Genomic DNA, 19,743 nt, shown 5'->3' on the forward strand with positions numbered 1-19,743 from the left:
GTTATAGATGCGGTTTCTTATGACGCAAAAACAAGAATTGTAAGCGTAACGTTTCCAAGCGGCGCAACTTATGAATATAACAACATAAGCCTTGAAATGTTAAAACAATGGGCTTATGCCGTTTCAATATTATAATACAATTGCGTAGCGTAAAACTTATGCAAATCGTCATAATAATCCGCCATCTTGTTACAACGGTATATCATACGGTAACCCAATACCCCGTAAACACACGTAGAAAAAGCGTTTGAACGCTTAATTTTTAGCTTATATAAATGAGATAACGATTTAGCAACCGCCGCCAATTCTTGATATTCCGTATCATCTATAATATAAAACTGTACGTAAAAACATTCCTATAAACATTTTTCTTTACTTTAGGCTAAATGAACATTTTGTAAAGTAACAAAACTCTGTTATTTCTTTTTTGTTTGGCTGTAAATAAACGCGGCATTATTTTTTATTTTGCAGTTTTTCGCTTGTTAAAGTATGACAATAAATGTATTTTACTTGTATTACGAAAAGAGAAATTATGAAATATTTTATCGCAATCGCCATAGGAATAATTGCCGCCGCCGCCGTATTTTTTACACAATACGGCGGTTCGATGGAATTGTTCGATTTGAGAGAAACATTTTTTGAATACGGTGTTTTTTCAAATGCCGGCACGCCTCGCGAAACGATAGATTCGCCGTTGCATGGACATATACACTTTTCCCGCACTGCGCCGTTTGACAGCAAAGAGCCGTATCAATATATGCTTTTTCACGCTAACGATTTGTTCAGAACAATCGATTTGGAGAAATATAAAAAATTGGAAATAGCCGTTTTACCCGAGCACGACAAGGATATAATGATTACGCTTTATATGTATGTTCCGGGTTTTTCCGGACCGACTATGGAAAGCAACCGCCCGTATTCTTTCATTATCAGATTAAGACCGAACCAATTCAAATATCAGGTGAAATTAAAAGATTTCGCTACGCCGAACTGGTGGTTTTATCTGCATAATGTGAGAGAAGAAACCTTGCCTAAAACCGATTGGCACAAAATGACGCATATTTGCGTCAACGATTACCCGTTTAATTCAGGAAGCAACGACGGCGAATGGATTGCCCCCATTACGGAAATTCGTTTTATAGACGACCCTTATCACAACATATGGGCGGCGATTTTTATCGGAATAGCTTCAATGTCGCTTTTTATGGGAATATTTGTAAAACTTAATTTTTTCGACAAAAAGAAAATGCGCTCGTCGGATAAAAAATCCGTCCCGTATTTGTCGCCCGCTTCGGATTTTGAAAAAATTCAAAGTGAAAAACTTATAAAGTTTATAAACGAAAATTACACCGATCCGAATTTGACGCTTAAAACTATTGAAAAAGAATTCGGACTTACCAAGTTTCAAGTTAATAACATTATGCAAAGATATTGCTCGACAAATTACCTGCGCTATATAAACAATTTGCAGACGAAATATGCGAAGGAACTGTTGCGTGACAAAGAAAATTCGATACAGAAAATAGCCAAAACCGTAGGCTATCCGCATGCAAATTCGTTTTCCAGAGCGTTCAAAAGAATTACCGGAAAGACTCCTGCGGAATTTAGAAAGAGTTTGGAAAAATAAGAAAGTTAACATCCGCCGTCCTAATTTAAGGAAAACGATGACTGTTTCATACTTTTTGGCGGCAGCGGGAGTGAATTGGCGTTATGTAAAAATTTGAAACGAAATTATATAAGTTGTGAACTTCACCCTGAATACTACCAAATGATCCTAGACCGTTTGAGTAACAAAAACGGTTTTATTAAAGATGAATACCGAATACAAAGTGTTGTCGGAAAAAGAAAAAACTACGACCAGCCGTCTCTATTTATGCAAGAAAATATTTGAAATTAGAGTAAATTACCACGCCATATTGTATTTTACCAAAAAAAAATAAATTAAAAAGAGGATTTTATGGCAGCTCAGATAGACCAGAAGTTAATAAGTCAAAACGTTCAAAACGAAATGGCAAAAAAACAGCAGGCGATTATAAGACAGTATCAAAAGCCGCTTTCAATGGGCAAAAATATGAAACTTTTACAGGACTTTTTAATGTCGCAAAAAACTGTCGGAAGCGCCGCATATTTGGAATTATCGCCGATTTTGCAGGAAATCGTATTAAAACTAAATTTATCGTCTATAGAAATTCTTGTAAAAAACGAAAAAAATCCGTTCAAAAAATTAAGGTACAAAATTGCAATCTTCGCGACCAAAAAAATGGCGTCTGCAAGAAAAGCGAAAGGACAATTAGATAAAGAAAAGGCAAGAAAAAAACAGACGAAAATCGAAGCGAAAAAGCAAAAAGATAAAAAAATCGTGAAGAAACCAAAAAACAAATAAAATTTTCAAAGGAGTTTTTGTGTCGGACGTAAAAAGAGTTGCGTTATTAACCGCGGGCGGATTGGCGCCTTGTTTGTCAAGCGCCGTAGGAGGTTTGATTGAAAGATACGCGGAAATCGCCCCACAAATTGATATTATCGCGTACACAGGCGGATACAAAGGACTTTTGCAGGGGAAATATATTCGCGTAACTCCCGAAATAAGAGAAAACGCTCGGTTTTTGCACGAACACGGCGGAAGTCCCATAGGAAACAGCCGCGTTAAACTTACAAACGTCAAAGACTGCGTAAAAAGAGGACTTGTTAAAGAAGGCGAAGACCCTTTGAAAGTCGCGGCTCAGCAGCTTACCAAAGACGGCGTTGACGTTTTGCATACCATCGGCGGCGACGACACGAACACGACCGCGGCGGATTTAGCCGCATATTTGGCGAAAAATAATTACAACCTTACGGTTGTAGGGCTTCCAAAAACAATAGACAACGATGTTTATCCCATTCGTCAGTCGCTTGGCGCTTGGACGGCGGCGCAATTCGGCGCACAATTTTTTAGAAATGTCGTAGCCGAACATTCCGCAAATCCGCGGATGCTTATAATTCACGAAGTTATGGGACGAAATTGCGGCTGGCTCACGGCTGAGACCGCATTGGAATATCGTAAACTTATCGCAAGCTCGAACTTTATTCCGCAAATCGGCTGTTCAATGGACGGGATTGACGTTCACGCTGTTTTTATTCCCGAAATGGAAATAAATATTGAAGCGGAAGCGGCGCGTTTGAATAAAATTATGGATAAAATCGACTGCGTGAATATTTTTATTTCCGAAGGCGCGGGCGTAGATTCGATTGTCAAACAAATAGAGGCGAGCGGACAGGAAGTCCAAAGAGACGCGTTCGGACACATAAAATTAGACGCGATAAATCCGGGTAAATGGTTTGGCGAACAGTTTTCAAAAATGCTCGACGCCGAAAAGGTTTTAGTGCAAAAGTCGGGATATTACGCGCGGGCGGCTGCGGCTAATGCACGCGATTTGTCTTTGATAAAAAGTTGCACGGATTTAGCCGTAGATTGCGCACTGCGCCGCGAAGGCGGAGTTATCGGACACGACGAAGATAAAAATAACGTTCTCCGCGCAATAGAGTTTGACAGAATCGCAGGCGGAAAGCCGTTTAATATCGACACCGCCTGGTTTGAGCGGCTGCTTAAAGATATAGGTCAAACGAAAGGTAAAAATATTGCAAAAAGCGGGCATTGATAAAACAACAATTTTCATAATCATTGTTGTTTTTGCGGCTTTTGCCATATTTTTCAAAATTCGACAGGGAATAGATGTAGATTCTTCCGTTCTGTCGCTTTTGTCTGCCGACAAATCCCAAAAAATTATTCAGGATTTGACGGACAACGCCGCCGACGAATTGTCGCGCAAAGCGTTTTTTTTGATTTTGGACGAAGACGAAGAAAATGCGATAATTTCTGCAAAAAAAATTATGGAATTATCGCAAGAATCGGAAATCTTCAGTGAAATTTCTTCAGGAACTTCAAAAGAAATCGAAAAGGAATATTTTAAGTGGTTTTTTGAGCGAAGATATTCGCTTTTGTCCGATAATATGCGGGAAATCGTCGAAGACGTAAATTCTTCTAAAAAATTTATAGAGTATTATAACGAAAAAATTTTCGCACCTTTGCCGGATTTTTACGGCGAAAATCTGAATCTTGATCCGATTATGCTTTTTATGGATAAAATGCTGGAACTGAACGGAAATTCGCAGTGGATTAGCGACGGCGATTTTTTGATTTTTCCGTCCGATACGACCGCAATTTTAATTAACGTGACACTCAAAGAAAGCAGTTTCTCGCCGAAAGTTCAAAATGATTTGGAAAGATTAATTTCGCTGATAGAGTCTTCTGTAACTTCCAATCTTTCGGTAACCGGCGTAGCCCGATACGCAAAAAAAGGTTTTGACGAAGGTAAAAGAGACGCGGGAATTATCGGCGCCGTTTCGTTTACGGCGGTCGTAATTTTACTCTTTTCGGTTTTTCGCAATATCTTAGTTATTTTTGCAGGACTTATACCTATTTTTTGCGGACTGATTTTCGCATTTTCGGCGCTTGTTTCGCTTTCGCCCGAAATAAACGGGATCGCGCTGTCTATGGGCGCATGTTTTGTGGGAATCGTAATAGACTATTCGCTGCATTATTTGACGCAAAATCAAACAGATCCGAAAAAACGGCTGAAAGCGATTTTCGGCGGAATAACTTTAAGCGTAATTTCGACAATCGCAGGGTTTTGCGCGTTTTTCATAACACCGGTTTTGGGACTTCGCCATATCGCGATTATGAGTGTTTTCGGACTTGCTGGTGCGTATTTAAGCGTAGTAATTTTGTTTCCCGATATTAAATTTGCAAATAAAAAACTTCCGTTTGAATTGCCCGAAAAGTCGATTTCGCAAATTCCTTTTTCGGTTTCGATTATAATAGCGATTCTGATAAGCGCAATTTCTATCCCCGGAATTTTGGGAGTAAAATATAACGACGGCGTGGAAAATTTTAGAAATCCCGCACCCGAACTTGAAGCGCAGGAAGCGATTTTGCGAAAATTTACGGGAAATACCGAAGCGAATAAATTTTTGGCGGTCGTCGGCAAAAACAACGACGATATGTTAAACGAATTGTCAAAAATTTCGATTCGACTCAATTCTCTGAAAAATAAAAGGAGTATAGAAAATTACCGCTCAATAGGACAATACTTGAACAGCGCCGAAAACGCCGATAAAAATCGTAAAAATCTGCTGAAAACTTTAACGCAAAACGACGGCGAAGTACTTAAATATTTGAAAGGAATCGGCTTCAAAGACGGCGTTTTGCAAAATCTAATCAACGAATTGTCGGCAAAGACATATAAAAAATCGGATTTTGACGAGTTCTTTAATTCACCTGTCTCAAAAAACTTCAAATCGACTTTTGTTTGCGGCGATTCTCTGTCTGCGGCGCTTGTTTTGCTTGACGACATAAGGGACGAAAGCGAAATAAAGTCGCTTGAAAACAAAACGAGCGTTTTTTATTTTAACCGAATCGACGAAATAACTTCGGTTTTACAAAACTACCGTAAAACGATGCTTAAAACGATTTTTATCGCCGCTTTGGTAATTTTTTCGTTTCTACTCGTATATTTTTGGATTTCAAACGGATTTTTATCGGCGGTTTCGGTTATAATTCCGCCGTTCTTGACGCTCGTTTCAACGCAGGCGATTTTGGGATATTTGGGCGTAGAACAAAATTTAATGCACTGCGTCGGGCAGTTACTGGTTTTGGGAATAGGCGTCGATTATTCTATTTTCAGAGCGAAAAGCGAAAATCGTTTGAACGAAACCGAACTTGCGGTTTTGCTTTCGTGTATTACCTCGTTTATGGCGTTTGGGCTTTTGTTTTTTGCAAAAACGCCTGCGCTTAAATCAATGGGCGAAATCGTTGCGCCCGGGATCGTTTTATCGTATTTGTTTTCGCTTTTGGTAAAAAGAAAAGGCTGATTATTCTATATATAGAAATAACAGAAACAATCGCTAACCGCATTGCCCTCTCTTTGCCCGCTTTATTTTCTTTATTCCCGATACTATCGCGCCGGCGCTAAACGGTATAAAAAAAGAACCGGCTATAATCTGTTTTATTCCCTTCTTTCTATTAAAACAATCGCCAGTCGAATAGTCGTTGTTTTTGACGATAGCGACAGTGTTATCCAAAGGAATTTCCGTTTTTTCTATCATTCTGAAATTTTTGTATCTTGCGGGATAACCGATAACCGTTATTTTTACGCCGCCCAATCCGTCGTATTCGTAAAAATATGTCGGTTCGACCATTAAATCCGCAATATCTTTATCCAATTTTCCGGAATTATATTTTATCAAAGCGTCTAACATCGCGACTTTTCCAATCTCGTTCAACTTATCTTTTCTGCCGGTCGCATTCCCGACTATTTTGTTTGGACTTACATCCAAATCCGCCGTTAAAGTCGGTTTTTCCCAATCCGTGTTCGCGTCGATTGTTTTCAGCGAATTGGTCATAGCGGCGCAACCTGACAACATAACGCCGATAAAAACCGCAGTTATAGACAAAAAACACCTTTTTAGATTATTCATAAAACCTCCTTAAATTTATATCGTATGGGATAAATGAAGTTCGGCGTCGATAAATATAATTTATTTGTTGCGGCGATATTAAAAAATCTTGAATTATTTGTTTTTTATTCGATTTGTATATAATTCATGCAAATCCGCAATATAAATATTAGATTTAATACGATATGAAGCATATCAAAACGGAAACGGTAATCCGTCGAACAAGGACATAAAAATGAAAATCGTAAACACTCTTATTTTACTAGTCGTATCCAACGTTTTTATGACTTTGGCTTGGTACGGACATCTGAAATTGCAGAATATGAAAATAATCGATAATTGGCCGCTCTACTGCGTCGTTTTGTTGTCTTGGGGAATCGCTCTGTTTGAATATTGTTTTCAAGTTCCCGCCAACAGAATCGGATTTCAAGGCAACGCGGGACCGTTTTCTCTGATGCAGTTGAAGGTAATTCAAGAAGTCGTTACCTTAGTCGTTTTTACGCTTTTTTCTTTGCTGGCTTTTGAAAACGAGAAATTGCAGTTAAACCATATCGCGGCGTTTGTATGTTTGGTTTTGGCGGTGTATTTTGTGTTTATGAAATAAGGCGGCGAAACAAAAAACTAAATATACGCTTTTCGACCATTACCGCCGCAGAATAAATTATATTTCGTAAACAGAAAAGTTTTTGGGATTGAAAGAGAGAGAAGACGGCGGTATAATATAAGTTGAGATAAACGAACAATTACCCATAGAGGAGGGAACAAATGGCTGAATTAGACAGAATCGTGGAGGTCAATATCAGCAGAGGATTTGCCGGTATCGACGCAAGAGATTTCGGTTTAGGACTTTTGATAGGAAGACGCGCCGATTTCAAAGAAGATACGCTTGACGCCGAGAAGACTGCGAACAGCGTTTTCACGTTGAGAAATCTTGACGATGCCAAACGGTATTTGGAGTAGGACAATCCGGGCAATAAAGTTGAGTCTTTGCGTTCTTACGAAAACAATGAACTGTATCAGTCGTTGAAAATATTTTTCGGTGCGCAAGGCAGACCGCCGAGAATTAAAATTTCGTTTGATTCGATAGACGGTAGTATTGAAAACAAAGATTTTACAAGTATAAGTAACGGTATATTTATCAAAAAATCGCTTTGGAACAATGGAGATGTTAAAGAATTTAATGAAACAGAGTGGACTTCGACAGAGCCGGAAGGGTTGGTTTTAAAGCAATTCGTGATAAAGCAGGACGGTAATGCGGCTCCATCTACAAATTTCTCAAATACTTACAATCGTGTAGCCGAAGACGACAACGAGTGGTATCATTTGATATTGACGCCTTCCGTTCGCGCAAACTGCGACGTTGACGATATCGCAAGCGTTATCAACGAGAAATTTTTTGACGATGTACATTTTTCTACGTTGAACGATAACTTGGAATTAAACATAATTGACGGCGAACTTGTCACCGGATCTACTCTTGCTAAATTACTTGACCCTAAATCCGCTTCTTCAAAAGCGGTCGGTACGGTTAAAAACTTGTTAGCGTTAAACAGAGACTTGGATTTAACTTCTTTGAAAATAATGTCCGGTAATCCGGTATTAATAAACGGAACGAAAGAAGGCGACGATAAAGAAGAATATATTCTTGGAATAACCAAGAACAAGCCAAGCGGAACATTGAAAATAGAGGATATTGAATTTGTTTCAGAAAGCGGAAAAATTGCGTATCCCGACCCTTATGTTAAGGGTGAATTAAAAATAAACGACGTACTCAAAAACTATGCGGCGATAGGCGTATTTATGGAATTGGCGGTTCGTGAAGGCGGAACGTATAATCCCTGTTACATGTCGCTTTCTCCGGCGTTTAATGCGGATAAATTATCGTCGAACAGAGTTAAGGACGTTATTGATAACAACGCGAATTGTTATCATACGCTCGCCGGTCGTACGGTATTTGAAAACGGACGTTGCACAGGGACTTACGTACTCGGCGCCCAGATAGGCGAGAATAATATGGGGGAATGGGTCGATACGGTAATATTTATCGACCTTATGAGAGCGAGATTGCAGGAAGCGATATTCGGCACTCTTAAAAGCGCGTCGGACGCAAAAAGCAAAATTCCTTTTACTCAGTCGGGAATAGACCTGCTACATTTTGCGGCGTCAACGCTGTTAAACGCTTGGGTGGCGGGCGGACAATTGCAGTCGTGGAGTTCGGATAACACGCCGGCTTCTCAAATAACGCCGGAGCAAAGAGCCGGCAGAAGATTTGAAGGTCTGCGCTATAACTGTAAACTTGCCGGCGCGATAAACACGGTAGTAATAAACGTAAATTTGGAGGATTAAAATATGGCGGCGTCATTACCAAAAAACAAAGGGCTTTACTCATTCGACCCTTCGCAGGTTTCCGTAATAATCGGCGGCGTAGAAATGAGCGGGTTTTCTGACGGAACTTTTATCGAAGTTTCGCTTGACGGAGACGACTGGGAATTGATAAGCGGCGCCGACGGAGACGTCGTTCGCGCTAAAAAACAGAATCGCGTATCGACGCTGTCTTTAACGCTTCTTCAATCCTCGCATTGCAACGATATTCTTTCGGCTTGGCGTATAATCGACAAAACGACATTGTCGGGCGCCGTGGCGATTTTGATTCGGGATAAAAGCGGACGCACCGTAATAAGCGCGGCTTTTTCGTTTGTTTTGCAGCCTCCGACTGTCAGTTTTTCGGACGGCGTCGAACGGCGGACATGGAATATCGCCATGATTGACGCGTCCCTTTCGGCGGCGGCGTTTTTTGTCGGCGGAAATATCAAAAATACTACTACCGGAGGAAGCGGTCAAGAAACGGTATCGCCCGAAAATATTCCAGCGCTGCATAATTTATTCGGCGGTGAAACGCCTGCGGAAATTAACGCGGACACGACTAAGACGATAGCCGATTTATTGACGATGCTGGGCGGAAGCGTTTCGGAAACTAACATTTGATTTGTAACGTAAGGAGCGATTATGAGCGGAATGCAAACTCAGAGCAGGGTTATAGACGGGAAACAGGTCAGTATTACGCCTCTTCCTTTCACTCAATCCATAAGATTTAAATTTTCTCTCTTGAAAATACTCGGAGGAAACGCGACGGAATTAGGAAAAGGATTTGAAAATTATTTAACCGATTCTTTTGTCGGAATTGGACAAATGCTTGAAAGCGTATTAAAAAACGTCAATGCGGAAGTTTTGGACGCCTTGTTGCAGGTTTGGCTGCAGAATGTCAAAATAGACGGCAAAGAGATGAACGACGAAGGTCAAAAAACGTTGATGTTTTCCGGCAATATGACGTTTTTGTACAAAGTCTGCGCCGCCGTTTTGGAGGTAAATTACAGCGATGTTTTTCAGGCGCTTCGGGACAGGTTTCTCAAACAACCGACTCCCGAAGAGAAGCGATAATAAAAAAAATCTCGCAGGTCTTTCGGCGTTTGAGCGAGAACTTCTTACAGGCGTCAGTTTAATGCGTCAAAAAGTGGTTTCTTGGACCGAATTAGACACGATTCTTTCTTACAAAGACGTGCGGGAAATTTCAAAACTCAACGACGTCGTGATGAAAATTGAAAACGAATTGACGCAATACGAAATAAATAACGTTAAAGACAGGACGGGAAACGGTGCGATTTGATAAAGAACTGTTCGTATCTCAAATAAAAAACGTTAAAGCGAATTTTGACGTTCTGAGAAACAAATTGAAAGAAACGCTTTCGATACCCGTTCAAGCCGACTTTGTCGGCGGCGTTCAAAGAGAATTACTGACAAACGCCCAAATACTGAGAAACGAATTGGATAATTTACGACAGAATTTGACCGTTACGAATCTGCACAATCGTCCCGCTTCTTCGGCGAAAAAAGCGGCGAAAGCGATTGATTATCTGAAGGAGAATATCGTAATTCGCAGGTTATCGCAAACGATTAACAAAAACGTTTCGGAGGCTAAATTCACCGCAGACGTCGGCAAAAAGGACGAAAGAGACGTTGAAATGTTGCAAACCCTGAAACAAACCGATTTCGGCGCCGCAAAACAGGAGATTTATAACAAAACCGATAAACGGCGTTTTTCGTTTGAACGGAATATTATAAACCTTAAGCGAAATATTACAAAAAACGCAAAATCGTCGTCGTTTTTATCTTTTTTGAGAACCGCGCCCGACGAATACGGCTCAAGCGGTTTTATCGGTATAGGAGCGGCGCAAACGGGAATTCTTCTCGCGATAAATCATATCACGGAAAAAAATAACGAAACCGTACAAAAAATAGAAGAAAAATATCAAAACAAGCAGTCGGAAAAATACACGGAACTAGTCGGCGGGCAAAAGCGCGACAAGAATCAATTTCAAATAAAAAACGACATTAGAGTCAATATAGACGGCGAACTTCGCAATGCCGTAATACAGACAAAAAGGGCGGGTAATTGATGTTTGAAGCGTTAAAATCGGCGGCTTCGGCGGCGGCGAATTCCGTAAGCAAAAAAACCATAGCCGGCGGAAACGACAATATTTCTCTAAATAAAATTTCCCGCGACGTAAAAACGCAGAAACAACGCACGACTTATTCGTATTTGCACGGCGTTAAAGATTTATTTCAATATCCCGCGCTGGGTTATGCGGAATCGTCCGAATACGAAATACACGCTTTGCGCAAAAAATACGGAGATAAATATTGGATTTCTATGCCGAATATGATGTTTTTTCCGTTAATCGCAGACGAAGAGCATACTTTTGAAGCGCAAATTCCGCAATATCCCGTATCTCAAAATTATAATATCGCCGATAACGTAAACATACTTCCGAAAGTTTTTCACGGAACGCTTATACTGACCGCTACGCCTATGGCCAAACCCAATTATCGATTGGAACAGACGCCCGAAACTCTTTTTGACGGTTTAATCGACGCCGATCCCGAAAAGATAGACGGTAAAAGAGCGCGAAGACAAACGGAACGCGAAAGTAAAAAATTGGTGAAAGCGATAAACGATTCTTCGGGCAAAACCCGCGGACAACGGCAAGCGGCGAATCGGGCGAATACGGAAACGATATTATACCACCATAAAATATTTGACAATCCTTACCAACAATACGAACAGTTAAAAATATTTTTCAAAAATAAAATACCCGTATTTTTCATAAGCAGTTTTGAAAATTATACCGATATGTTGATTGAGAGAATGTATATAAACAGAAATTTTTCCAACGCGGGCAGAATCGAAGTAGATATTACGCTGCGAGAAGTAAGATTTGCAAAAAATCCCGAAATGTATTCCCTGCAGTCGCCGCAGGTAAGCATAGCGAAAGGAACGACAAAGAAAACGCAACTTGTTCCCGCGATTCCGTGTAAAGACGGAGCCAGTCTGCCCAACATAAAAAATATCGGTCCGCCGTCGATGGCGGATATAACGGGGATGATAGATATTTCGAGTATTTCCGGGATGGCGGGTACGATGGACATATCGGGAATTTCGGGTATGATAGACACGGAATCGATAAAAACGTCCGTTCTTGAAAAAGCGGGACAGGTAAAAGAATTTCTTAATAACGATAATATAAAAGACGCTATGGATATAAAACTTGATCCGTCGGATATTATAAACTTAAAAGATTTGGCCGGTCAAAATCTGTCTGCGGTAAGCAAGATAATAGACGAATGGAATCAAAATCTCGCCGCGGTAAAAAAACAGGGACTGCCGGCGCAACTTACGGATTTGTGGTCTAATCGACAGATGTGCGAAATATACGGAAAGATGGGAACGGTTATCGGCGAAAACGATTTGCTCGACGGAGGGTTCAATATATTATGATACAAAATCCCATAACGCTGTCGCTGTCGAGCGAAGAAGAATCGCTGTCGAATATAGAATTCGTTTTAACTATGAACGAACACGAATATACGTTTTTGATTCAGAGGAATCCGTTCGATAATTCTTTTAACGACGCCTTTAACAATCTGACTTTCGATTCTTTCAACGATTCGGCTTACGGACATCTCAAAAAACTTGTTTACGGCGACGGAACTTACGGCGTTTATCCCTATAAAAACGAATACAGCGGCAACGGCGGAGGAGGAGACGATGAAGAAGAAGAAGAGATAGACGTATCTAAGAAATCCAGACATACGTACTATATGACGGTTCTTTTTGACGACGAAACCGTACTTGCGACGGGAATATTGATTACACAGTATAATAATCTTCTTGCGGGTGAAATTATCGGCGGCTGGGAAATGTATGCGGCGCACAAAACCGACCCGGATAAAAACAGACCGGTGGATACGGAATTTTTTAACGAATGGAATATAATTTATGGCGTATCAATTTGACAGAGACTATTTATGCGCGTTTGCCGCGTTTGCCGACGCCGCCGATACGACTTTAGAATATCAGGAGAAGAACACGGTCGTTTCTTCGCGGCGCGCCCAAGCGCAAAACGAAAAAGTTTGGAGCAAAGACGTTTATCAAAAAGAACGCCGTCTCGAATATAAAGCGATAGATAATTATTTTGACGAATGTATAACGCCGCCTTTTCATTTTGAATTTGACTTTACTTACGACATAAACAATCCTTGCGGCGCGGGAAACATAACCGCCGCAAACGTGGACGATTTCGGATTTAACAAAAATTTTGCGAATCAAATTCTTACTCTGTTTGCGGGATATAAAGACAGGGAATTGGGACTTATCGGGCATCATCAGGTAGTTTCGCGTCAAACAAGACGGGAGGGTGCGGACACGCTCACAGTCTTTCAAACGCAGGTTTTGCCGGCGATCGACAGAAAACAAAATATCGACTGGCATTGCCCCGCCGGCGCAAACTTTTTGAAGAATATCGTTCAATTATGCGAGCGGTTCGATATAGAAGCCGGACATTCCGTCGAACAGTTATACGAGGCGTTATCAAACGGAAAAGAAGCCGAAACGGAGGCGAAGAAAGAGTATAGCGCCAGCGGGACTTTTGTGCAGATTATGGACGATTTATGTGAAAAACTGCAGACAAAATGGTTGTTTGCGCCGGCTGACGACCCGAAAAATCCAAACAGAAGAGTAGAAATATTCACCGTCGACGCGAACGGTTTCTGCTTTCCGTTTTCTACCGGCGGAATATCGCAGATGCGTATTTCTCAGGAAAGCGGATTGACAAAATTTCCGACGCCGGACGTGAAAGTGATTTATGACGGAAATTCGCCCGTAGTCGAATATAGCGGCGAAACGCTTTTGAATCCTCTTATTAAAGTAGGGACGCGGCTGATTATCGAGGACGTACAAGGCAAAAAATCGACTGCGGACATGTATGTTTCCAAAGTGCGGCATCAGGGAAGTTTTTACGGCGATTTTTGGTGTACGACTTTTAGCGGGCGTCCCGCGCAGGACTAAGGAGAAACGATGAGAGAGGTTTTCGACAATTTGATGAAATCCGTTTACACCGCGATGCCGGCGACGGTTTTAAACGTGCACAAGGGCGGTATGTTTGCGGACGTAATGCCCGTTATCGACGAGAATAACCAGCGGATAAACGAGGTTCCTTTGGTATTTCCTCAATCAAAAAGGTACGGCTTTCGTTTTCGCGTAGAAAAAGACGACGAAGTGCTGTTGATTACCAGTAAATACCCGCTTGATAATTTTTTTACGCGGAAAGAAGAACGGCGCGTTCAGACGGGACTCGGAAAACAGTTTCAATACGGCGAATGTTTCGCCGTTCCCTGCATAAATATGTTCGCGCAGGATTTGCCTCAAGACGTTCAATGTGAGATAATATCCGAAAAATCGTCGATTTTAATGACCGACGGCAAGTTAAAAATAGACGCGGACTGTCCAATGGAAATAACCGTAACAAAGGATATAGATATCACTTCGACGGCGAATGTAAATATCGAGGCGGCAAAAGACGCTTCTATAAAATCCGCGGGAAGCGTAAATATCGAAGCGGCGAATACCGCCGCGATAAAATCCGCCGTAACGCTGGATATTACCGCGCCGATAGTCAACATCGCCACGCCGACTTTAACGGTTTCGGGAGCGATTACCGCGGCGAGCGTCGCGACTCCGACAGGAAAATTATAGGAGGAAACATGCAGTTATTATTAGACATGGACGTTGGAACCGAGTGGGATTTGGCATTGCGCCCAAACGAGCATGGGAAGTATAATTTCGTCTGGCAGGACGAGCCCGAGATAGATTTGAGACAGAGAATAAAGTATTATCTTCGTACGTATCGCGGCGAATATCCCATTCGAGAAGAATTGGGTCTGCCTTATTTTGAACAGTTTTTTCGCAAAGGCGTAGAGCCGGCGGCGATTGAAAATACTATCACGCAGTATATCGCCGACAGGCTTTATCAGGATACGGCGTATCAAGTTCAAGAAATCGAATGTAAAGTAATGAATTACAATCCGGCGAAGCGCGTCCTTGAATTATTTTTATTTCTGAAAACCGACATAACGGAGGTGACGATAAATGAAATTTTTTGACAGAAATCTCGGGCTTACCAAAGCCGGTTTGGAAATTCCTTCTATGGAAGAGATTATCCGACAAAATTACAAATACCTTGAAGAAAAAACCGGAAAACAGATAGACAGGGCAAGCGACGGTCCGATAGGACAGTTATTTGAGATTTCGGCGAAATTTTGGCTTGATACGTGGAAACAACTGCAGGTGTTCGTAGGATTGTTCGCTTATCCGCGGGGGATATTCGCCGACTGGTTTGCAGGCTATACCGGGTTCAAACGGCTTCCCGCGATAAACGCTTCCGCTATATTGGACGTGTACGGAAAAATAGGAGCGGATTCGCAGTTATCCAATCTTCCCGAGTTTAACGATATAAACGGTAAATCCTGGACGCGCAAAATCGTAAAAGACGGTTTGGGCGTGGACATGGAGTCCCGCGGCGGCACGATACAATTCCCCCGCGAAAACATTACTTCCTTTCTTATAAACTGGGGCGAATTCGACGCTGAGAAAGGAGGGACTTTCACCGTGACGAATCATCGAACGAACGTCCCTTATTCTATGATATCGGCGTATGAAGACGACGACAGGGCGACGCTGCAAAACAGGTTCGACACCGTTCTGAACAAATTTAGTATCGTTAAAAATTTTAACGACAACGAAAATTTCTGGCTTTGCAAAATGCCTTTCGGAGAGATGTGCGGCATCGACGATACGAATATGGGAACTTTTGCGGATATGGTCGCGACGCCGTATCAGGTTTATGTGGAAAATAAAGATTATAAGAGCGGAGAAATACTGCCGGCTCACAGCATAAATTCGCTTGCGAGTAAAGCCACAAATTTATTTACCTGTACAAATCCGACCGCGATGTTTAGGGCGCGGGGCGGCGAAACGGATTTGGAATTATTTCGCAGGATGCGATATTCCCGCCGCATGTACGGCGGATGTTCCGCGGTCGCGCTGGAACAAAGATTGGCGCAGGAAGTCCCGGGAGTATCGTTTTGCAGGATTATGGAAAACGCGGCGGGCGCTCCCAAAGAAATCAGAGCCGGAGTGTTTATGCCGCCAAAGTCCATAATGCCGCTTATAGAGGGCGGAAGTCAAGTCGGGATTGCAAATTTTTTATTCAAATACGTACCGTCGAATTGTACGGTATTCGGCGTCGATTTTCAAAGAACGAGAACTGTGCAGGATCCGATAACCAAAGAGTACGTTATAGATCAGGCTATAGGCTGGAACAGCCCCAAACCCAGACATATCGAAGTAAAGATTACGATTTTGGATTATCACAAAGACAATCCTTTTCCGGTAGGCGGCGAAAATCGTATCAAAGAAGAAATTCTTAACTGGGCGTACGGACGCTACGGCATAGGAGAAGATTTTATTTTGAAAGACCTTTACACGCCGATAAACAAGGTTATAGGAACCGCAAGGGTGCTTATCGAGCAAAGAAACGCGGGCGAAGATTCAAATTGGAAAACGTCGTTATCCCAAAGAGATTATACGGACAACGACGTTCGTTTGATAGACGAGTACGTTCATCTTAACGATATTCAGGTGAGTTAAATTATGACGATAATCGAAATACCGCTTAAATACGGCGACGAAGAATACGGCGGCGAAATCGACGGAATTCCGGTTTGGAATTACAAAAACGAGGGGACGAAATACATAGTTATTCCTCCGATAAAACCTGTAAAACCGGATCCCGATTTGATAGAAGGTTTGGAAGACGAAGTCGAGATGTGGCTGATAGACCAGTACAGAGAGGATTTTCTGAATGGCTAAAAACCTGAAGGCCCTGCTTAAAATATTTACTTTACAGCGTCACGACGTTCTTGAGGCTCAGAACGGTATTTTATACGCTTTGAACAACGAAGTTTCAAGAACTTCAAAAACTCCGGTCAACGCTCGAGAAGAAGCGCGTAAAATTCGCAATTATATAATCGGCGGCGACGCGGCGGGTTTGGAAGACATAGAAATTGAAATTTTACAGAAACTCGCTCTTTCCTGGGGAAATATCGAGCAGTCGATTACCGCGATAAAATTGTTTTTGCGGCAGTATAAAAACGCGCCGTATCCGTCCGATATAGGATTTGAAATACTTGAAATTCGCAGAGCCGAGGCGCTGGTAAAAACCCGATACAAAAACGATAAAGACTCAAATTTCAAAGAATTTCCTGCGGATAACGATTTACACATATTTTTGGACAAAGAGTATTACGACGTGTTAAGCGGAAACGAATTAATCGATAAATGGTTAAGAAGGACGGGCGATTATAAAGATTTTGAGGAGCGGGACAGAGATTTAATTCAGATAATTATAAATTCGTATAACAATCCTGAAAATATAAAATTGACGACATATAACGTTACGGATTTTGTCGGTAATATCGATATGAAAACGATTATCGACGCGGCGTTTTTTGGCGGCGGCGACGAAAAGATCGGTAAATCCCGTCTTGTATCGTTGCTTAATTCGGTCGAAGAGAATAAACGCAGAACGATTACGCAGAATTTGGTAAATAAAATTGCAGAGTTTGTCCCGGCGACGGTCGATACGATTTATTATTTGAATTTGGTAGAATTGATAACAAAAACGATTACGATTAAGATTTACGGCGATGGGAAAGGAACGGGAAACGTTAGAAATTTTGTTTACGGCGACGGCTTCTACGGCGTTCACCCGTATAAAAACGAATGGAGTGAAGAAGACAAAGACGAGTGGGAAGGAGAATACGAAGAAATTGAAGTTATTCGTCCGAATAATATTTGGTATGTCGATTTTTCGTTTTCGACTAATTATTGGAAATATGAGGACGGCGGCTGGAAAAAATTTTATGACGAAAGCGGAGATTATTTAGAAAAAAAGGGATGGAATTTAATAGAAAGATTCGGAAAATGGAAAAGTACCAGATTTGATTCGCCAAACTTGCCAAGCGAAGAAGAATTTAATAGATATAGTTTTGCAGAGCCGAGTACATATTCAAAACAAGTTTATGCTTATGACGATACAACAATAATTAACGATAGCAGTAACGGTAACGATGGCAACGAAAACGGCGGACACCCGCCTGCAACGCAAAAAGATAATTTTAGAACTATAGAAGAAACAATAGATATTATTATTGCAAAAGGTTGGACACCCATCCCTTCTGGTTTTTACACACCTTTAATACGAAGTTTTTTACTTTCATATAACAATCCTAATGACGTTCCTATATTGCAAGAGAACATATCGGATTTCTTTGATACTACTACTTTTTTTAATAGATTTTTAATATCTCCGATTAACGGCGGCGCAGGAGTGGTTGGTAATCCTGGAACGACATTATCAAGAATGATTACGATTATGAGAGTTTATACAAGATGGGAATAATGATATGGCAACTATAACATTTAATAGTAATGGCGGGAGTGCAGTAGATTCGATTACTGCTGATGCAGGAGCAATGATAACACTTCCTCTTACAAAACGAAGCGGATTTTTTGATAATGGTTGGTTGAAAACTCCTATAATAACAGTTGAACAATTGTTAAATTTATCGGAAGAAGAAGTTGACGCAAAATTTGTAGGAAATCCTGACGACACATTTACATTAAATGAAAACCTTAATGTTTTTATGTTATGGGTAGAAGGAAATATTATAACATTTAATAGTAATGGAGGAAGTGCAATAGATCAAATACAAACTACACGGTACGATGAAATTATAACTTTACCAAATTCTACAAAAGACAGTTATGCTTTGAATGGCTGGTATTCTGCGTTAACGGGTGGAACTAGAATTGGTGGAGCAAATGAAGTTATTAATAATCCGAATTCTACTATAACTTGGTATGCTCAATGGATGGAATTACCATCGTCGGAAGTAAATTTCAAAGGGAATGACGGAGTTCCAGAATCTCAAATAAAAAGAGGAGAAATAGGTTCAAAAATATCTGCTGATATTACACCGTTAAAACAAAATAAGTTGTTTAGATTTTGGAGCAGTGATTCGAAAGGAACGGATAACCTGGGAACTGCTGTTGAAGTATTATCGCAAAACAGGTCTGTTTTTGCACAATTTAAACGAGATTGGAAATTTTTCTTTTTTAGCGAAACCGATGAAGAAGGGAATAAAACTTATATCGCCGAAAGATTTCAAACGAAAGGCGTTAAAAACAAATTTTATAAAATTTTACGAGATACGCCGGACGAGCTTAAGAAATTTAGTATCTTATATAAAATTTTAGAGCGGAAAGGAAAAAGTTATGCAGACAATTAAATTAAAAAATATTCTGAATCAAGAAGATAAGGAATATTTTAGTGAAATCTGCGTTCATCTCGGTTACGATAATCAAGAAGTTTCTTCCTTTCTCCCCGCCAATTTGCGTTGCAGGATGTTATTTGATTGCTTAGTTGATTTTCGGAAAAAAAACGAAGACGGAAGTGAAGGGCCATGGGAAAGAGGACAGGAAAATATCAGTATAGTAATACCTTCCGCTTCGGAAATGATAGATTTGATCCTTGGAAGAACAGACGAAGCGTATCCGTCCAATTTAACGGTTTCCGTAGATTTGTGGAAATCGTTGCTTTATTATTGTCAGGTGTTTTTGGGCGTAATGAAAAATTCTCCCATTCAATTTTCTTTGAGCAACGCGGATTCTGCAAGCAAAAACTTTGACAGATTTGAAGAATATTTGAATTGGATAGTATCGGGCGGCGATGACGATAAGGGAGAACGGGGAATGGCGGTTATTTCCACTCACTTAAATTCGACCGACGTGTATCA

General features: G+C 40.9%; 23 protein-coding genes. 22 read left to right on the forward strand and 1 reads right to left on the reverse strand.

Annotated features, from left to right (window positions below; all coding sequences use genetic code 11):
* The first annotated feature begins 3 nt into the window (after positions 1 to 3).
* The 5 genes from LBH98_03090 to LBH98_03110 all read left to right on the forward strand — a co-directional run bounded on the left by LBH98_03090 (position 4) and on the right by LBH98_03110 (position 5,907).
* Positions 4 to 135 (forward strand): KTSC domain-containing protein, encoded by a 132-nt coding sequence (locus LBH98_03090; protein ID MDR0303740.1) that lies wholly within the window; start codon positions 4 to 6, stop codon positions 133 to 135.
* 397 nt (positions 136 to 532) lie between these two features.
* Positions 533 to 1,627, forward strand: coding sequence for an AraC family transcriptional regulator (locus tag LBH98_03095; protein ID MDR0303741.1), 1,095 nt, complete (start codon positions 533 to 535; stop codon positions 1,625 to 1,627).
* A gap of 330 nt (positions 1,628 to 1,957) precedes the next feature.
* Complete coding sequence (locus LBH98_03100; protein ID MDR0303742.1) at positions 1,958 to 2,383, forward strand: hypothetical protein; 426 nt, start codon at positions 1,958 to 1,960, stop codon at positions 2,381 to 2,383.
* Between the two features lie 19 nt (positions 2,384 to 2,402).
* The gene (locus LBH98_03105; GenBank protein ID MDR0303743.1) at positions 2,403 to 3,635 is read left to right on the forward strand and encodes a pyrophosphate--fructose-6-phosphate 1-phosphotransferase; all 1,233 of its coding nucleotides are present in this window, start codon (positions 2,403 to 2,405) and stop codon (positions 3,633 to 3,635) included.
* Positions 3,616 to 5,907 (forward strand): MMPL family transporter, encoded by a 2,292-nt coding sequence (locus LBH98_03110; protein ID MDR0303744.1) that lies wholly within the window; start codon positions 3,616 to 3,618, stop codon positions 5,905 to 5,907. Before LBH98_03105 ends, LBH98_03110 begins: the two co-directional genes overlap by 20 nt.
* A gap of 33 nt (positions 5,908 to 5,940) precedes the next feature.
* Here the strand turns inward: LBH98_03110 and LBH98_03115 are convergent, their stop codons facing one another.
* Entirely contained in the window at positions 5,941 to 6,513 is a 573-nt protein-coding gene (locus LBH98_03115) for a hypothetical protein (protein MDR0303745.1), read from the reverse strand.
* A gap of 214 nt (positions 6,514 to 6,727) precedes the next feature.
* Between LBH98_03115 and LBH98_03120 the strand changes: the two genes are divergently transcribed.
* The 17 genes from LBH98_03120 to LBH98_03200 all read left to right on the forward strand — a co-directional run.
* On the forward strand, positions 6,728 to 7,096 hold the full coding sequence (locus tag LBH98_03120; protein ID MDR0303746.1) for a DMT family protein: 369 nt from the start codon (positions 6,728 to 6,730) through the stop codon (positions 7,094 to 7,096).
* 161 nt (positions 7,097 to 7,257) lie between these two features.
* Positions 7,258 to 7,452, forward strand: a complete 195-nt coding sequence (locus LBH98_03125; GenBank protein MDR0303747.1) for a hypothetical protein — start codon at positions 7,258 to 7,260, stop codon at positions 7,450 to 7,452.
* A 27-nt stretch (positions 7,453 to 7,479) separates the two neighbouring features.
* Complete coding sequence (locus LBH98_03130) at positions 7,480 to 8,838, forward strand: hypothetical protein (protein ID MDR0303748.1); 1,359 nt, start codon at positions 7,480 to 7,482, stop codon at positions 8,836 to 8,838.
* A 3-nt stretch (positions 8,839 to 8,841) separates the two neighbouring features.
* Positions 8,842 to 9,477 carry a DUF3277 family protein gene (locus LBH98_03135; GenBank protein MDR0303749.1) on the forward strand — a complete coding sequence of 212 codons (636 nt, stop codon included), beginning with the start codon at positions 8,842 to 8,844 and terminating at the stop codon, positions 9,475 to 9,477.
* A gap of 21 nt (positions 9,478 to 9,498) precedes the next feature.
* The gene (locus LBH98_03140; protein ID MDR0303750.1) at positions 9,499 to 9,930 is read left to right on the forward strand and encodes a hypothetical protein; all 432 of its coding nucleotides are present in this window, start codon (positions 9,499 to 9,501) and stop codon (positions 9,928 to 9,930) included.
* Positions 9,931 to 9,991: 61 nt separating this feature from the next.
* Positions 9,992 to 10,156, forward strand: a complete 165-nt coding sequence (locus tag LBH98_03145; GenBank protein MDR0303751.1) for a hypothetical protein — start codon at positions 9,992 to 9,994, stop codon at positions 10,154 to 10,156.
* Positions 10,146 to 10,946 (forward strand): hypothetical protein, encoded by an 801-nt coding sequence (locus LBH98_03150; protein MDR0303752.1) that lies wholly within the window; start codon positions 10,146 to 10,148, stop codon positions 10,944 to 10,946. Before LBH98_03145 ends, LBH98_03150 begins: the two co-directional genes overlap by 11 nt.
* Positions 10,946 to 12,325 carry a hypothetical protein gene (locus LBH98_03155; protein ID MDR0303753.1) on the forward strand — a complete coding sequence of 460 codons (1,380 nt, stop codon included), beginning with the start codon at positions 10,946 to 10,948 and terminating at the stop codon, positions 12,323 to 12,325. The genes LBH98_03150 and LBH98_03155 overlap by 1 nt, the downstream gene beginning before the upstream one ends.
* Positions 12,322 to 12,843 (forward strand): hypothetical protein, encoded by a 522-nt coding sequence (locus tag LBH98_03160; protein ID MDR0303754.1) that lies wholly within the window; start codon positions 12,322 to 12,324, stop codon positions 12,841 to 12,843. Before LBH98_03155 ends, LBH98_03160 begins: the two co-directional genes overlap by 4 nt.
* Positions 12,827 to 13,894, forward strand: coding sequence for a hypothetical protein (locus LBH98_03165; GenBank protein ID MDR0303755.1), 1,068 nt, complete (start codon positions 12,827 to 12,829; stop codon positions 13,892 to 13,894). The genes LBH98_03160 and LBH98_03165 overlap by 17 nt, the downstream gene beginning before the upstream one ends.
* 9 nt (positions 13,895 to 13,903) lie before the next feature.
* Positions 13,904 to 14,581, forward strand: a complete 678-nt coding sequence (locus LBH98_03170; protein MDR0303756.1) for a carbohydrate-binding domain-containing protein — start codon at positions 13,904 to 13,906, stop codon at positions 14,579 to 14,581.
* A gap of 8 nt (positions 14,582 to 14,589) precedes the next feature.
* Positions 14,590 to 14,988 (forward strand): hypothetical protein, encoded by a 399-nt coding sequence (locus LBH98_03175; protein MDR0303757.1) that lies wholly within the window; start codon positions 14,590 to 14,592, stop codon positions 14,986 to 14,988.
* Positions 14,975 to 16,534 (forward strand): hypothetical protein, encoded by a 1,560-nt coding sequence (locus tag LBH98_03180; protein MDR0303758.1) that lies wholly within the window; start codon positions 14,975 to 14,977, stop codon positions 16,532 to 16,534. Before LBH98_03175 ends, LBH98_03180 begins: the two co-directional genes overlap by 14 nt.
* A gap of 3 nt (positions 16,535 to 16,537) precedes the next feature.
* A complete protein-coding gene (locus tag LBH98_03185) occupies positions 16,538 to 16,756 on the forward strand; it encodes a hypothetical protein (GenBank protein ID MDR0303759.1) in 219 nt (72 codons plus the stop codon).
* On the forward strand, positions 16,749 to 18,347 hold the full coding sequence (locus LBH98_03190; GenBank protein ID MDR0303760.1) for a hypothetical protein: 1,599 nt from the start codon (positions 16,749 to 16,751) through the stop codon (positions 18,345 to 18,347). The genes LBH98_03185 and LBH98_03190 overlap by 8 nt, the downstream gene beginning before the upstream one ends.
* Before the next feature lie 4 nt (positions 18,348 to 18,351).
* Complete coding sequence (locus tag LBH98_03195; GenBank protein ID MDR0303761.1) at positions 18,352 to 19,236, forward strand: InlB B-repeat-containing protein; 885 nt, start codon at positions 18,352 to 18,354, stop codon at positions 19,234 to 19,236.
* A partial coding sequence (locus tag LBH98_03200) for a hypothetical protein (protein ID MDR0303762.1) occupies positions 19,223 to 19,743 on the forward strand: 521 nt, incomplete at its 3' end. The genes LBH98_03195 and LBH98_03200, both read left to right, overlap by 14 nt.

This window comes from Chitinispirillales bacterium, from assembly GCA_031254455.1.
In the GTDB taxonomy this organism is placed as follows: Bacteria; Fibrobacterota; Chitinivibrionia; order Chitinivibrionales; family Chitinivibrionaceae; genus WRFX01.

Excerpts from the sequence above, each read along its gene's own strand:
- LBH98_03095 (MDR0303741.1), top strand. The coding sequence starts at position 533 with ATGAAATATTTTATCGCAATCGCCATAGGAATAATTGCCGCCGCCGCC.
- LBH98_03100 (MDR0303742.1), top strand. The coding sequence starts at position 1,958 with ATGGCAGCTCAGATAGACCAGAAGTTAATAAGTCAAAACGTTCAAAAC.
- LBH98_03115 (MDR0303745.1), bottom strand. The coding sequence starts at position 6,513 with ATGAATAATCTAAAAAGGTGTTTTTTGTCTATAACTGCGGTTTTTATC.
- LBH98_03120 (MDR0303746.1), top strand. The coding sequence starts at position 6,728 with ATGAAAATCGTAAACACTCTTATTTTACTAGTCGTATCCAACGTTTTT.
- LBH98_03125 (MDR0303747.1), top strand. The coding sequence starts at position 7,258 with ATGGCTGAATTAGACAGAATCGTGGAGGTCAATATCAGCAGAGGATTT.
- LBH98_03135 (MDR0303749.1), top strand. The coding sequence starts at position 8,842 with ATGGCGGCGTCATTACCAAAAAACAAAGGGCTTTACTCATTCGACCCT.
- LBH98_03140 (MDR0303750.1), top strand. The coding sequence starts at position 9,499 with ATGAGCGGAATGCAAACTCAGAGCAGGGTTATAGACGGGAAACAGGTC.
- LBH98_03145 (MDR0303751.1), top strand. The coding sequence starts at position 9,992 with ATGCGTCAAAAAGTGGTTTCTTGGACCGAATTAGACACGATTCTTTCT.
- LBH98_03155 (MDR0303753.1), top strand. The coding sequence starts at position 10,946 with ATGTTTGAAGCGTTAAAATCGGCGGCTTCGGCGGCGGCGAATTCCGTA.
- LBH98_03160 (MDR0303754.1), top strand. The coding sequence starts at position 12,322 with ATGATACAAAATCCCATAACGCTGTCGCTGTCGAGCGAAGAAGAATCG.
- LBH98_03165 (MDR0303755.1), top strand. The coding sequence starts at position 12,827 with ATGGCGTATCAATTTGACAGAGACTATTTATGCGCGTTTGCCGCGTTT.
- LBH98_03170 (MDR0303756.1), top strand. The coding sequence starts at position 13,904 with ATGAGAGAGGTTTTCGACAATTTGATGAAATCCGTTTACACCGCGATG.
- LBH98_03175 (MDR0303757.1), top strand. The coding sequence starts at position 14,590 with ATGCAGTTATTATTAGACATGGACGTTGGAACCGAGTGGGATTTGGCA.
- LBH98_03180 (MDR0303758.1), top strand. The coding sequence starts at position 14,975 with ATGAAATTTTTTGACAGAAATCTCGGGCTTACCAAAGCCGGTTTGGAA.
- LBH98_03185 (MDR0303759.1), top strand. The coding sequence starts at position 16,538 with ATGACGATAATCGAAATACCGCTTAAATACGGCGACGAAGAATACGGC.
- LBH98_03190 (MDR0303760.1), top strand. The coding sequence starts at position 16,749 with ATGGCTAAAAACCTGAAGGCCCTGCTTAAAATATTTACTTTACAGCGT.
- LBH98_03195 (MDR0303761.1), top strand. The coding sequence starts at position 18,352 with ATGGCAACTATAACATTTAATAGTAATGGCGGGAGTGCAGTAGATTCG.